This window comes from Moritella dasanensis ArB 0140, assembly GCF_000276805.1.
Taxonomy (GTDB): domain Bacteria; phylum Pseudomonadota; class Gammaproteobacteria; order Enterobacterales; family Moritellaceae; genus Moritella; species Moritella dasanensis.
In genome coordinates this window covers 1-15,627 of sequence record NZ_AKXQ01000043.1, presented here as the reverse complement: position 1 = coordinate 15,627, position 15,627 = coordinate 1, and the positions used below count along the sequence as shown (strand labels likewise).

Here is a 15,627-nt window from a genome sequence, read left to right as displayed (position 1 = left end):
AATCCTGCTCCCGCAACCAGTTAAACGATAGGTAAACTATCGATAAAAAGGGCTGTTAGCTCAGTTGGTAGAGCAGTTGACTTTTAATCAATTGGTCGAAGGTTCAAATCCTTCACAGCCCACCAATTTAACTACTTTATTCTGAATGATGAAAAAGTAGTATAAAGAAAAAAAGCCTCGCTATTAGCGAGGCTTTTTTTTTACCTCGAAAAAAACACACGCTAAATTACGTTTTCATGACAATGCCATGTATAATACCCGAAGATAATTTTTTTGAGCACTGAGTAATTAGCTATGATCCCCAATGTAGTAGAAATGGAATACCCATTCCCAGAAAAACCAGTTCCGTTATCAGCACAAGAAAAGCTGGATTATAAAGCGCGTATTAAACAGCTTTTAAAAGAAAAAGATGCTGTATTAATTGCCCACTATTATACTGATCCTGAAATTCAAGCACTTGCAGAAGAGACTGGCGGTTGTGTTGCTGACTCTTTAGAAATGGCTCGCTTTGGTAATAACCATCCAGCTAAAACGCTTATCATTGCTGGTGTTCGCTTCATGGGTGAAACAGCAAAGATCTTAGCGCCAAGCAAGCGTATTATCATGCCTGCGTTAGATGCAACTTGTTCATTAGATCTTGGTTGCCCGGTTAAAGAGTTCTCTGCATTTTGTGATGCACATCCTGATCATACCGTTGTTGTTTATGCCAATACATCTGCCGCTGTCAAAGCACGCGCCGATTGGGTTGTAACATCGAGTATTGCATTGGATGTTGTCGATCATCTTGATAGTGAAGGTAAGAAATTAATTTGGGGCCCAGATCGTCACTTGGGTGCTTGGATTGAAAAGCAAACAGGCGCGAAAATGGTACGTTGGCAGGGCGCTTGTATCGTACATGATGAATTTAAAGCGTCGGCATTAAAACGCTTAAAAGCAGAAAATCCAGATGCAGCGGTGCTTGTTCATCCTGAATCACCAGCGGATGTGATTGATCTTGCCGATGCAGTGGGTTCTACAAGTCAGTTGATTAAAGCGGCAAAAGAATTACCACAGCAAAAGCTGATTGTTGCTACCGATAAAGGTATCTTCTTTAAGATGCAACAAGCGTGTCCGGATAAAGAAATGATAGCGGCTCCAACAGGTGGTAATGGCGCGAGTTGTCGTAGTTGTGCTATGTGTCCTTGGATGGCTATGAATGGCCTTAAATCTATCGAAGATTCATTAATCAATGATGGTGGGCATGAAGTCTTTGTTGATGAAGAGATTCGTCTAAAGGCGCTTATCCCATTAGAGCGCATGCTAAATTTTAACGTATCAAACTAAACGTTTAAGACGTTAAAATTTAAAAAGCCTGAATGCATTTTCTTCAGGCTTTTTTGGTTATGTCTGACGGTACAGCTGTCGAACGATCATCTTAACTTGTGTATGAATTACTTCAGCGGTATATAAAGCATTTTGTAGTAAATCAGGTATTAGGCTCGAAGTGATTAAGAGTAAAGGACTTAGAAGCTGCTGGGCATTACCGCAACAGCTGATTCAGACATAGCTTTATTCATTGTTGACTTTTGCCCGTGTAACGTTGCCTTCACTTAATTGTTTAAGTACCTGACTCTTAGGTCCATCAGCAATAATATGTCCTTTTTCCATCACAATTAAACGATCGACAACATCTAACATGCTATTTTTATGAGTAATAAGAATAAGTGTTTCGTCTTTAGATAAGCCGTTTAGTTGGTGCTTAATGTACATTTCTGAACGGTTATCCATGCTGCTTGTTGGCTCATCCATTAACAGTACTGGAGGTTTTCCAACTAGGGCTCGAGCAATGGCAATCGCTTGACGTTGCCCACCAGAAAGAGCTGCACCGCCTTCTCCGACTTGTTTCTCTAAACCAGCTGCATCTTGTTGTGTAAAGTTTGTCACCCCTGAGCGTTGTGCTGCAAGTAAAATATCTTCATCTGTTGTTAGTGGGCGACCCAAAATAATGTTGTCTCGAATAGAGCCAAAGAACAAAGTGATGTCTTGAGGTACACAACCGATATTTCGACGAACATCAATATGATGAAGTTGGTTGATGTCGGTATCATCAATTTGAACTGATCCCTCTATGGGCTGGTATAACCCCATAATCAAACGTTCGATGGTCGTTTTTCCTGAACCGATACGGCCAATGATAGCAATTTTTTCTCCTGGGGTAATCGTGAAACTGACATCTTTAAGTGCGGCATTAGTTGCATTAGGGTAAGTAAAACTAACTTTATCAAACACAATTTTACCTTTGATTAGAGGACGGTGAATATAACGTTTACCGTCTTCTTGCTCTGTAGGCATCTGCATAAGTTGCTCGATGATAGTCATGGCTGATTTTGCTTGATTGTAGCGTGTTGATAACAATGACAGTTGTACTAAAGGGCCAACAGCTCGTCCACTTAACATGGTGGCAGCAATAAGTCCCCCCATGGTTAACTGGCCATCAGCAATGAGGTAGACACCAAATACGATCATGGCTACAGAGGCAAACTGTTGTAAAAATCCAGCGATATTTTGCACTGAATCTGTAATTCGACGAGATTTGAGCCCCCAATTAGCCATGTGGGCAACGGCTTCTTCCCAACGGTACTGGAATTGATTTTGTGCTCCGAATAGTTTTACGGTTTCTAAACCACTTAAGCTTTCAATTAGGTTGGCATTTTTTTGTGATGAAAGACGCGATCCCTCTTCAATACTACGACGTAAAGGTCGTTGAATAAATAAGCTATATATAACTAAAATAATGACGGCAATCAAAGGGACATATGCTAGAGGTCCAGCCACAAACCAAATAATAACAAGGAATATCAATGCGAATGGTAAATCAATTAATGATGAGACTGTGGCAGAGGTGAAAAATTCTCTAATAGATTCAAACTCTTGCATATGACGAGCAAAAGCACCGACTGAAGGAGGCTTAACTTCCATTCGAATACCCATCACTCGGCTAAATATTTTAGCTGAAATTAATAGATCTGATTTTTTCCCTGCTAGGTCAATAAAATAACTTCGCATAATTTTTAGTACTAAATCAAAGGCAAAAATAATGGAGATACCAATAGCCAGTACCCATAAAGAATCAAATGCCAGGTTAGGCACTATTTTATCGTAAACAAGACGAGTGAAGAGTGGGGTAGAAATAGCAAAAATATTGATTAAAATCGAAACGATCAATACATCGCGGTAGATGTTACGAGATTCCCATATTGTACTCCAAAACCAGTGACCATCGCGGTTTTTTAATATCTCAGGAGAACGCTCATCATATCGAAAGCGTTTTTTAATTAAAAATAAATGTCCTGTGTATTGCTGGTTTAGATCATCAAAACTTACCCATTGTTGGTCCGTATCTGATTGTGCGAGTACAACTTCTGCTTCTCCTTTTTCATGGTCGACACTGAGAACAACACACGCATCACCTCCTTTTAAGAGTATGATGATAGGAAATAATAACGGAGAAATATCATTGAGAGCCATTTTGCTCTCTTTGGCTTGTAAGCCTGCCTTTTCGGCCGCACGAGGCAAAAGAAATGGAGTAAGAAGACCGTCAGCAAGGGGTAGATTTGAAACCAAAGCTTCCGGGGAATTGGCCTGACCATAATAACGACTTACATAAACTAAAGACTGAAGTAGGGGATCTTTCATATATTTTTTTCACTATTTATTTTATCTACCACATAACCTTGAAAACCCCTTACCATAAGCTTAGCCAATTTTTCTTGTTGGCTGATTGCTTCAACACGAGTCGCAATGGTTGTAATTAATAGGTTATTCGCTGTTCGGGTAATTGATGCAAGCACATCAGCTTTGACTTGGTTTTCAAGTTGATGAGTATATGCAAAATCCAGTTTTACATATGCTGGACGAAACTTATTTAGGTAGCCGATCGAACTGAAATTATGTCCAAAATTATCGATACCAAAAGCAAAGTTATTTTGATGAATTATGTCACATAATAACCCTACATTGTTACTATGTTTGATAAAACAAATTTCAGGAAGCTCAAATATAATACGCTCTTTCAATTGTGGGTTAGATTGCATTTTATTGGCTAACCAACGAATGAAGCCTGTGTCATTGACGCTTTTCTTTGTAATATTAACTGCAATAGTATCGATATTTTTATCATTTTTTAGCATATCAAATAGTTCATCGATGATGTGCATATCCATATGTGTACTCGTATCTAATTGTTCTATGGCCCCTAAAAACTGTGCGGCGTAATAATGTTGGCTGTCTTTCTGAATATAAGCAAATGCTTCTTGATGAAGCGTATTTTGGTGATGATCAATAGCTTTTTGGAAGTTGAATTTAAACAACTTATTAGCAATAGCTTCGTCTACTAATGCTTTCCATTGTTGCTTACCTATCGTGACCTTTTTAATAGCCTGACTTTGCTCTTTTACATCAAATAATGCTAAAGGTTCTTGTAATTGCTGCCTTGCTTGCATAAGCGCATTATCAGCTTGTGCAAGTAGTGTCGTCATTGTGTCGCCATGATTGCGCATGACTAAACCGACTCTTGCTTGAACTGGAGCAATATAAAGAGGGTCATTTTGCAGTTCTGATGTCATAAGCAGTAATGAACGCCCCATAGTTTTTAGTTCTACCGCCGTGACATGTGGTGCGAGTAACATGAATTCGGACTGGTTAATGCGTGCGAGCGTATAATCATCATTGATAAATTCTTTCATCCGAGACGATAATGTTTGTACTAGGTGGTCGCCAGCCTCAACCCCACCTTGTGCATAGGCATCTGTAATTAAATCTACTTTTAATAATGCGATACCGCCTGTCGAAGGTAATGTTAACCAGGAATTTATTTGCGACATTAAGTAGCTACGGTTTGCGAGCCCCGATACAGCATCTTGATATGCTCTAATACGTAAATTATCGGCCTCTTGCGCTTGCTGATCAAAATGGACTTTGAGTTGTGCACTCATATGGTTCAATGCAATAACCACGTCACTTAATTCCCGAGTAGTGGGAATCGTTAAAGGAGGGCCAAATTGATTATCAGACATTTGACGAGCGCGATTTTGAATTGCTTTTAGCGGTTTAAGCACTTTAGATAAAATAAAGGCGAGTAATAATAAACCTAATGAGAATGTAATAATCAAACTGAATATAAGCTGTAAACTCGCTTGCCAAAGCTGTTGGTAAGCATAAATTGAACTGCTGGTTACAGTGAGGTTTGCTAATGGTATCAAACCACTGGTCAAGGCTGAAGTTCGCGTTATAGGATCGATAATGATGATACTTTGAAACCAACTAGGTACATTTGTTACTTGTGTGGGATAGCTAAGAACAACCTCATCACTATCATCTAACATACCGAGGTGTACCTTGCTGCAAAGGTTGCCGTCGAAGCTAGCGTTGAAAATTGACTTTACAGATACAGTGTCATTGACCTGCAAATAGGGGGTTAATGCCAGACTGACAGTTCTGACTGCATTGTCAATTTCAGTAGATTGTTGTTCACGCAATAAATCACGTGTTGTGTTGAATTGGATCACAAATACTGAGGTGATAATAGCAAAAAATACAACCAGTACCCATATCAATAGTTGTCTATAAAGTGTCATTATACTTACTCATTAAAGTTAGTTTTAGGTTCATTTATTTTGATTTTAATCATTCATATAGAGTCAATGATTAGGGATAACATTAACGATCTCTGAACGTGAAAATAGTCCATTCCTCAACAAGGATGCCTTTTGAACCGACAACTCGAGCCACAACACGACGGCTTAGCGTGTTAGTCGCTTCACTTGATTCTGCTTCTATTGGTTCTACATCACCGAAGCCAACGGCTTTGATTCGCTGAGGAGCAACACCTTCGGCAATCAGCTCTTTCCGCACTTTTGTTGCTCGTCGTTTTGATAGCGCAATATTGTATTCTGCTTTACCTACTGGGCTCGCATAACCTTGTAATTCAATATAGGTTTCTGGATAGGCATCTAAAAAATCAGCCATGCGTTGAATTTCTGGTAAGAAGGTTTCAGGTATTACAGTCGAATCATTAGCAAAAAGAACCCGTACAGAATTTTCTTCGTCACGCTTTATGCTTGTTGGGCAACCATCGTTATCTACGATGGCAGAATGAGGGGTATCAGCACATAGATCTCGAAGATTAATGACACCATCGTGATCAAAGTCTCGTTGGTCTTGTGATTGCTCTGCAATAGGCGGCTCTTCCACTGTGACAGAACAGCCAAATAAGGTGAGTGCTAATAAACCAGTTAAAGTTCGTTTCATTGTTATTATTCCCTTTTCTATTTGACAGTGCTAACCCAACTCTTTGGTACATCGACACGCATTGAATCGAGTAATAAACCTGTTGCATTTAATACTCGATATTTGGCCAGAATACCGCTGTAATGGGCATTTAAATAGGCTTTTCGTGATTCAAATAGTTCATTCTCTGTATTCAATAAGTCCAATAGTGTTCGCTTCCCAATCCTAAATTGTTTTTCATACGCGATGACGGTTTTAGCTGAAGCATCGACATGTTGTTGTAAAAATTTGGATTGTTCGGATGTCAGTTCCATTGCACTCCATGCTAAACGCGTACCTTCTTCTAGCATACGGTGGGCACTGTCTCGAATATCTTTTGATTTATTTATTTGGTATGCCGCGCGACGACTTTTTGCCTTATCAGAGCCGCCGTTATAGAGGTTATAACGCATTTTTAGCATGGCTGAAAACTCATCAGTATAACCTGGTGAGCCATTGAGCTCGTCTCCCCATTCTTGAGATGCTTCAATGCTAAATGATGGGTAAAATGTGCCTTTGGCTTGTTCGTATTGTTGCAGAGCAGCTTCGATATCATTAGAGGCGACATAGGTAACAGGGTTATTATTTCGTGCTTTTTCCATTGCATCATCAAGTGATTTAGCGAGGAAATTGATATCAACCTCTGGTTTCTCTAATGCTTCAGGAAATGCGCCAATTGTATGGAAAAATGACGTATTTTTATCGATAAGGTTATTTTGTGCTGATATTAAATTGCTATTGGAACGCGCTAAACGCCCTTCGATTTGGGCAAGATCAGCGCTAGATCCGAAACCAGCATCTGCACGTTTTTTAATATCAGAATACATACGTTGGTGAACAGCAAAGTTGGTTTTAGACAGGGTTAATATGTTTTGGGCGCGTAATACATCGAGGTAACTTTCAGTAGCCGTTAATGCTATGTCTTGTGCATCAGACAATAATTGGTAACGTTGCGCTTCTGCTTCAGCTTTATTACGCTGAATATCGTTATAGGAAATCGAGCCATCCCACAATAATTGTTTGAACGATATTTTTACATTTCGAGGATCATACTCCCCTTTGGAGCCAGTTTCATTATCGTAATCTTCATAACCAACTCCAGCTTCTAGATCGACAGAAGGTAGGTAGTCACCTGTTGAAGAGTTTATGAGCTCGTTACGGCTCATAAATTCATTATATGCACTTTTTATTTCAGGATTAGATCTTAGTGTTTGGGCTATCGCTTGCTCTAATGATTGCGCCATCACTGGTATCGCCATGGATTGAAGACTAATAAGCAGTGCGATTTTTTTAATACGTTTTTTGATTATCATTATAATTACTCTCTTAATGCCGTTTGACGAACTTTAAGAACGGGTTTAAGCAGGTAATCTAAAACAGAACGCTTGCCTGTGATGATGTCTGCCGATGCGGTCATACCAGGGATGATCGGTAAGGGTTCACCATCTGGTCCTTTAAGAGTGTTATCTTCTGTCCTTATGCGTACTTGGTAATAACTATTTCCTTCTTCATCCTGAATTGTGTCTGCGCTGATTGTTTCTAAGTAACCAGACAACCCCCCGTAGACGGTAAAGTCATAAGCACTAAATTTGATTATTACAGGTAAATCTGGGCGTAAAAAACCAATATCTTGAGGCGCAATTTTTGCCTCAATCATTAAAGCATCTTCTGTTGGTACAATTTCAACTAAGTCCATACCTGGCTGAATGACCCCGCCTACTGTATTAACATAAATTTTTTGAATTGTGCCTTTTACAGGAGATAAAACGACAGTTCGATTTACGCGATCTTCAAGACCAACCTGTGATTCTAATAAACTGTTGAGTTGGTCACTCGTTTCATTCAATTCCGCTTGTGCTTCAGAGCGAAAATTAGAAGCAATATTAATGTATTTGAAAATGACCTCTTGAATTGTTGCCTGTGTTACTGGTATCTGAAGCTCTGCAGAGGTCAATTCACGCTTGGTATCGTTTAACTGTCGTTGTAATTTGAGTAATTCAATTTTTGGTACAACACCTTCGTCAGCAAGTGGTTTTGTGATGTTGTATTCTTCACTCGCGATGTCATAGCTGCGTCGAAGGTTGTTCATACGTGATTTAGTTTCGATTAATTCGCGTTCTTTTTGATTGATCTGTTGCGCCATTCCTGATAGTTGGTTTTGAATATTTGCGATTTTATCCTTGTACTCATTTTCTTGACGTCGCACTAATTTCTTATGTTTATCTACAAAGTTAGTATCGAATTTAAGTATGTTATCTTTAACATCAACACTTTTTCGCCAATTAGTATTTGCTTTTTCTTTGTTAACCGTGACACTGCCTAATAAAGCATTTAATCGTATCGAGTCAGCTTGAGAGCCTGCTAAGCCTTGTGTTCTTTCACGAAAATCAGATCGAAAGAGGGTGTCATCAAGTAATAATAATTTTTGATTTTTTTCGACATGCTGCCCTTCTTTTATTAACACTTCTTTAACTATGCCACCTTCGAGGTTTTGCACAATTTGTAGCTGCGATGACGGGATTACTTTACCCGTACCCACTGTTACTTTATCGAGCTCAGCAACAGACGCCCAAGCAATTGCGACTATAAAAAATAGAACCATGACCCAAAGCATAATTCTTGCACTGTGTGGTGTATTTAATAATAATGCCGCTGATTTATCATCAACGAAATCTAATTGAGTAGGTGAAAGTGCTCGGTTTTTTTTAGCCATATAATTACCAATGCTATTGTCTAAGAACTCCTACTGTAAATACGTAGGTACATTCTAGATCTAAAAATAGATATTCTTTATAAAAAAGAGAGCAAAGTTTAATACCTTAAACATTCATTCTCAACTTTTTGTATTACAAGTGTTTAAATTTACTTTTCTTCTGCTAAGGCCTGTTGATCTTTCACATTGGTAGCCAAATCATTGAGTATGTGAGGGTGAGCATGTTTTAAATAATCTAATCAATATGATTTTTCTCAAGCTAAGAAAAATCCGCGATAAATCGTATTCCATAAACCAAAAATGCAGATAAATCAGGCCAAGGACTGCCAACACGTAAGCGATTATACGAGATTCTCTCCTATCGTAAAAATTTCAAACAAAGATAAACAGACCCTAGTATATTTGCAACAGATTATTTTAAATGACAATGTGATAATATGGCCACATATTATTAAACGATATAAAAAAAGCAATAGCAATAGCTATACAACATAATGGTCAACGTATCATTACTGGAAAGTATACCTTTAAAATGCAATAACAATAACAATAACAATAATATTAATAACAACAATAACAATGTAATAGAACTACAATAGAAGTGTAGTAACAGTACGGTAATAATGTGGTAACAAATGTTAAATTATCTGTGGGTTTGTACATAGTTTAAGTGTTTATGGAGTGGTATTTTTATGGCTAAGAACGATACGATAAATGTGGTTGATATGCAGATTCCAAAGGATGTCGCTTTTATTATTAAAGCAGGGGAAAAGATTGTCCCTATTGAAGCTGATTATCAGATGCAATCAGATGAAGTACTCGTTGCAAATGCCGGTGCTAAATTTGTTGTGATGAAAAATGGCATTCCTACTATTGTGAATGAATCTTGCCCCACCTGCATCATTATGTCCGAAGATGGCCTAAAAATATCAGAGCTCAGTGATAGCGTATCGTTTAGTGCAGAAGGCGCGAGTAATGCTAACTTTTCATTGGATGATATAGCTGCGATTCAAGATGCAATTTTAGCTGGTGATGATCCAACAGAAACGATAGACACTGCGGCAGGTAATGAAGCGCAAGGTTCATCAAATAGCTCGTTTGTTGTTATTGATTATGATAATAATGAATTACTTGCACAAGCCGGGTTTGATACTGCTAGTGAGCAACAAGAAACAAGAAATGAAGATGAAAGCCTCGCTAATCTTACAGCTGAAGGGGGCAATGCAGCGTCTATTTCTTTGGTTGAAGGCGATTTAGGTGATAATGTTCAATCGAGTACTTATCCAGTCGTAACCACTCAATCTGTCACTATTGAAGCAGGAACACAGCCACTCAATCCTGATTCATTTACGTTCGATACCCTTACTCTTGATAACTTACTTAGCGAACTAAATAGTGATATCACATCAGGTGGTGAGTCTATTGAATTTGTCTTTGATTCAGTAACAAACTCTATTATTGGTACGCACAACGGTGAACTGGTATTGACTATTGATTTAGATACCAGTAGCAATGGTCCAGATGTTACTGTGAGTATCACGACGACATTACACCAACCTATTGATCATGGTGATGGCACAAATAGCTCAGGTTTAGTCACGAATATTGATGATCAAATAAATATTAATGTGTCTATTCAGGGCGCCGATGCTAGCAATAATAAGCTAAATAACCCTATTACCATTGACATCAGTATTGCTGATGGTATTGACCCGTCATTTAGTACGGATTCGGGTGTCACTGTTGATGAAACAACGCAAAAAGGCGATGTAATTTCCGGTCAAATTCCACTAGATGTGGGTTCTGATGAAATCGCGACCATTGAATTCCAATCAAACCAACCAAGTCTTGCGGGTATGACCAGTAATGGTGAAGCGACCACGTTCACGGTTGTCGGTAATACGCTGACAGTAGTGGATAGTGTTGGCAAACCTGTGATGACGGTGACTGTCGCCACTGACGGTTCATACGAAGTGACCGTAACTGGTCCTGTTGACCAAGTTGACAGCGAATCAACCAATATTGACTTGAACGTTACCGCTACCGACAAAGACGGCGATAGCACCGATGGTTCGATCGACATCACTATCACTGATGGTGGTGATGCGGGTGGAAACGGTACAGATGGTAATAACCTAGGCACTGTTACGTTGAACGAAGGTGATTTAGACGTAGCGGGTGATGGTGTTAACCTAAATGATATAGATACGACTTACCCAGCGTCAGAATCAGGTTCGTTCGTGATTCAAGCGGGTGAAGACCGTTTGGTCCCAGATTCCATCGCTATCGACCCTGCTTTACAAGATGCGTTAATTACCGAGTTGCAAAACGAACTGACCTCGGGCGGCGAAAAACTGACTTTTACAGTCGATGGTAACGGTGATTTGGTTGGTAAATTGCCGAGCGGTGATGTCGCTGTTACGGTTTCCCTAGCGGGCGAACAGCAAGGCCAAGATGTAAAAGTGTCGGTGACCATCACGCAAAACGTCTCACTGGATCATAATGGTTCTGATACAGCGGGTTACGTGACTTTTAATAATGATGAGATCCATATCAACGTGCCCGTGCAAGTAACTGATACCGACGGAGATGATTTAGATACGGCAGCCAATGTAGATATCACGATAACAGATGGTGCTAATCCTTCGTTTGGTACTGATTCTGGTGTAACAATTAATGAGTCAACAGACGAAAACAAGGTAATTGAAGGTCAGATCCCGCTGAATGTGGGTTCTGATGAAATAGCGAGCATCGAATTCCAATCAAATCAATCAAGTCTTGCGGGCATTACCAGTAATGGTCAGGCGACTACATTCACGGTTGTCGGTAATACATTAACGGTACTGGATAGCGCAGATAAACCTGTGATGACAGTGATCATCGCGACTGACGGTTCGTATAAAGTCACCGTGACAGGTCCAGTTGATCAGAAAGACGCGAGTGATAATGTCAATATTGACCTGAACGTGACTGCGACCGATAAAGATGGCGATAGCACTGACGGCATATTGGATATTACCCTTACTGATGGCAAGAATGCGGCGGGTGGCGATGACGGTGTACTAACACTGGCTGAAGGCGATTTAGATGTTGATGGTAACGGTGTTGGCGGTACTGATACCACTTACCCTGCATCGCAATCTGGCTCGTTTGTGATTCAAGCGGGTGAAGATCGTCTTGTTCCTGATTCAATCGTTATCGACCCTGTTTTGCAAGCTGCGTTAATAGCAGAGCTGGAAGCTGAACTAACCTCGGGCGGAGAAGCGTTGAGCTTTAGCGTCGATAGTGACGGCAACCTTGTGGGTGTATTAAATGGCGTTGTTGCAGTGACTGTATCGCTATCTGGCGAGCAGCAAGGCCAAGACGTGAAGGTTACAGTGACCATCACGCAGAACGTCCCGTTAGATCATACTAATACTGGCGACATCGGCGGCTATATAACGTCCGCTAATGATGAAATTCACATCAATGTGCCAGTGCAAGCGACCGATACCGATGGAGATGATTTAGATGCGCCAGCTAATGTAGATATCACGATAACAGATGGTGCAAATCCATCGTTTGGTACTGATTCTGGTGTGACCATTAATGAGACCGATGATAAAGGCGAGACAATGTCTGGTCAGATCCCATTAAATGTGGGCTCAGACGCGATTGATAGCATTGTCTTCCAAGCAGCGCAACCTGGATTAACGGGGATCACCAGTAACGGCGCCGCGACCACGTTTACGGTTGTTAATAATATATTAACCGTACTCGACAGTGCGGGCGATGCGGTGATGACAGTCACTATCGCGACGGATGGTTCATATCAAGTGATTGTCACTGGTCCAGTGGATCAAAGTGACAGTGAATTAACCAATATTAATTTGGGTGTGACAGCGACCGATAATGATGGCGATAGCACTGACGGCACATTGGCTATTTCCCTTACGGATGGCAGCAATGCAGCGGGGGGGGATGGCGGTGTGCTAACACTGGCTGAAGGCGATTTAGATGTTGACGGTAATGGTGTTGGTGGTACTGATACCACTTACCCGGCATCACAATCTGGCTCGTTTGTGATTCAAGCGGGTGAAGATCGTCTTGTTCCTGATTCAATCGTTGTCGACCCTGCTTTGCAAGCTGCGTTAATCGCAGAGCTGGAAGCTGAACTAACCTCGGGCGGAGAAGCGCTGACCTTTAGCGTCGATGGTGACGGCAATCTTGTCGGTGCATTAAACGGCGTTGTTGGGGTGACGGTGTCTTTATCTGGCGAGCAGCAAGGTCAAGACGTGAAGGTGACGGTGAGCATCACGCAGAATGTGCCGTTAGATCATACTAATACTGGCGACACCGGTGGCTACATAACTTCCGCTAATGACGAGATCCACATCAATGTGCCGGTGCAAGCAACCGATACCGATGGTGATGACTTAGATGTGGCAGCCAATGTCGATATCACCATCACTGACGGCGCGAACCCTTCGTTTGCTGCTGACTCTGGCGTCACGATTAATGAGACAGATGATAAAGGCGAGATAATGTCTGGTCAGATCCCATTAAATGTGGGCTCAGACGCGATTGACAGCATTGTCTTCCAAGCAGCGCAATCTGGATTAACAGGCATCACCAGTAACGGCGCAGCGACGACGTTTACGGTTGTTGATAATATATTAACCGTGCTCGACAGCGCGGGCGATGCGGTGATGACAGTCACTATCGCGACGGATGGTTCATACGAAGTGATTGTCACTGGTCCAGTGGATCAAAGTGACAGCGAATTGACCAATATTAATTTGGGTGTGACTGCCACCGATAACGATGGCGATAGCACTGACGGCATATTGGCTATTACCCTTACTGATGGCAAGAATGCCGCGGGTGGCGATGACGGTGTGCTAACACTGGCTGAAGGCGATTTAGATGTTGATGGTAACGGTGTTGGTGGTACTGATACCACTTATCCTGCATCGCAATCTGGCTCGTTTGTGATCCAAGCGGGTGAAGATCGTCTTGTTCCTGATTCAATCGTTATCGACCCTGCTTTGCAAGCTGCGTTAATCGCAGAACTGGAAGCTGAACTAACCTCGGGCGGAGAAGCGCTGACCTTTAGCGTCGATGGTGACGGCAATCTTGTTGGTGCATTAAACGGCGTTGTTGCTGTTACGGTGTCTTTATCTGGCGAGCAACAAGGTCAAGATGTGAAAGTCACGGTGACCATCACGCAGAATGTCCCGTTAGATCATACTAATACTGGCGACACCGGTGGCTACATAACGTCCGCTAATGACGAGATCCACATCAATGTGCCGGTGCAAGCAACGGATACCGACGGTGATGATCTAGATGCGCCAGCTAATGTAGATATCACGATAACAGATGGTGCAAATCCTTCGTTTGGTACTGATTCTGGTGTGACCGTTAATGAGACAGATGATAAAGGCGAAACAATGTCTGGTCAGATCCCATTAAATGTGGGCTCAGACGCGATTGACAGTATTGTCTTCCAAGCAGCGCAACCTGGATTAACAGGGATCACCAGTAACGGCGCAGCGACGACGTTTACGGTTGTTGATAATATATTAACCGTACTCGACAGCGCGGGCGATGCGGTGATGACAGTCACTATCGCGACGGATGGTTCATACCAAGTAATTGTCACTGGTCCAGTGGATCAAAGTGACAGCGAATTGACCAATATTAATTTGAGTGTGACAGCCACCGATAACGATGGCGATAGCACTGACGGCACACTGGCAGTTAGCCTCACTGATGGCAGCAATGCCGCAGGTGGAGATCAAGGTAAGTTAACACTGGCTGAAGGTGATTTAGATGTTGATGGTAACGGTGTTGGTGGTACTGATACCACTTACCCTGGATCACAATCTGGCTCGTTTGTGATCCAAGCGGGTGAAGATCGTCTTGTTCCTGATTCAATTGTTATCGACCCTGCTTTGCAAGCTGCGTTAATCGCAGAGCTGCAAGCTGAACTAACCTCGGGCGGAGAAGCGCTGACCTTTACAGTCGACGGCAGCGGTAATTTGGTCGGTACATTGCCAAGCGGCGTTGTTGCAGTGACGGTGTCTTTATCTGGCGAGCAGCAAGACCAAGACGTGAAAGTTACGGTGAGTATCACGCAGAATGTCCCGTTAGATCATAACGGTTCAAGTGATGCTGGTTACGTGACCTTTGAGGGTGACAACATCCACATCAATGTGCCAGTGCAAGCGACCGATACCGATGGGGATGATTTAGATGCACCAGCTAATGTTGATATCACTATTACTGATGGTGCAAACCCATCGTTTGGTACTGATTCCGGTGTGACCATTAATGAGTCAACAGACGAAAATAAGGCAATTGAAGGTCAGATCCCACTGAATGTGGGCTCTGATGAAATCGCGAGCATCGAATTCCAATCAAATCAACCAAGTCTTGCGGGCATTACGAGTAATGGTCAGGCGACTACATTCACGGTTGCCGGTAATACATTAACGGTACTGGATAGCGCAGATAAACCTGTGATGACAGTGATCATCGCGACTGACGGTTCGTATAAAGTCACCGTGACAGGTCCAGTTGATCAGAAAGACGCGAGTGATAATGTCAATATTGACCTGAACGTG

7 protein-coding genes and 1 tRNA gene are annotated in these 15,627 nt (G+C 41.6%); 3 read left to right on the top strand and 5 right to left on the bottom strand.

What is annotated here, in order from left to right; all coding sequences use genetic code 11:
* The first annotated feature begins 49 nt into the window (after nucleotides 1-49).
* Nucleotides 50-125, top strand: a tRNA-Lys gene (locus A923_RS0121415).
* Nucleotides 126-315: 190 nt separating this feature from the next.
* Nucleotides 316-1,323, top strand: a complete 1,008-nt coding sequence (gene nadA, locus A923_RS0121410) for a quinolinate synthase NadA (RefSeq protein ID WP_017223733.1) — start codon at nucleotides 316-318, stop codon at nucleotides 1,321-1,323.
* Between the two features lie 225 nt (nucleotides 1,324-1,548).
* On the opposite strand, the gene A923_RS0121405 is transcribed toward nadA, so the two are convergent.
* From A923_RS0121405 to A923_RS0121385, 5 genes are all read right to left on the bottom strand, one after another.
* Nucleotides 1,549-3,675, bottom strand: coding sequence for a type I secretion system permease/ATPase (locus A923_RS0121405; protein ID WP_017223732.1), 2,127 nt, complete (start codon nucleotides 3,673-3,675; stop codon nucleotides 1,549-1,551).
* Entirely contained in the window at nucleotides 3,672-5,615 is a 1,944-nt protein-coding gene (locus A923_RS0121400; RefSeq protein WP_017223731.1) for a bifunctional diguanylate cyclase/phosphodiesterase, read from the bottom strand. Before A923_RS0121400 ends, A923_RS0121405 begins: the two co-directional genes overlap by 4 nt.
* A gap of 82 nt (nucleotides 5,616-5,697) precedes the next feature.
* Nucleotides 5,698-6,288, bottom strand: a complete 591-nt coding sequence (locus A923_RS0121395) for an OmpA family protein (RefSeq protein WP_017223730.1) — start codon at nucleotides 6,286-6,288, stop codon at nucleotides 5,698-5,700.
* A 17-nt stretch (nucleotides 6,289-6,305) separates the two neighbouring features.
* Nucleotides 6,306-7,619: a TolC family outer membrane protein gene (locus tag A923_RS0121390; RefSeq protein ID WP_017223729.1), complete on the bottom strand. Its 1,314-nt coding sequence runs from the start codon at nucleotides 7,617-7,619 to the stop codon at nucleotides 6,306-6,308.
* A gap of 5 nt (nucleotides 7,620-7,624) precedes the next feature.
* Nucleotides 7,625-9,019, bottom strand: a complete 1,395-nt coding sequence (locus tag A923_RS0121385) for an HlyD family type I secretion periplasmic adaptor subunit (protein ID WP_017223728.1) — start codon at nucleotides 9,017-9,019, stop codon at nucleotides 7,625-7,627.
* Nucleotides 9,020-9,711: 692 nt separating this feature from the next.
* Between A923_RS0121385 and A923_RS23035 the strand changes: the two genes are divergently transcribed.
* On the top strand, nucleotides 9,712-15,627 hold a 5,916-nt coding region (locus A923_RS23035), incomplete at its 3' end, for a retention module-containing protein (RefSeq protein WP_017223727.1).

Bases quoted from the DNA above. Each gene is read 5' to 3' on its own strand.
- nadA (WP_017223733.1), top strand. From the start codon at position 316: ATGGAATACCCATTCCCAGAAAAACCAGTTCCGTTATCAGCACAAGAA.
- A923_RS0121405 (WP_017223732.1), bottom strand. From the start codon at position 3,675: ATGAAAGATCCCCTACTTCAGTCTTTAGTTTATGTAAGTCGTTATTAT.
- A923_RS0121400 (WP_017223731.1), bottom strand. From the start codon at position 5,615: ATGACACTTTATAGACAACTATTGATATGGGTACTGGTTGTATTTTTT.
- A923_RS0121395 (WP_017223730.1), bottom strand. From the start codon at position 6,288: ATGAAACGAACTTTAACTGGTTTATTAGCACTCACCTTATTTGGCTGT.
- A923_RS0121390 (WP_017223729.1), bottom strand. From the start codon at position 7,619: ATGATAATCAAAAAACGTATTAAAAAAATCGCACTGCTTATTAGTCTT.
- A923_RS0121385 (WP_017223728.1), bottom strand. From the start codon at position 9,019: ATGGCTAAAAAAAACCGAGCACTTTCACCTACTCAATTAGATTTCGTT.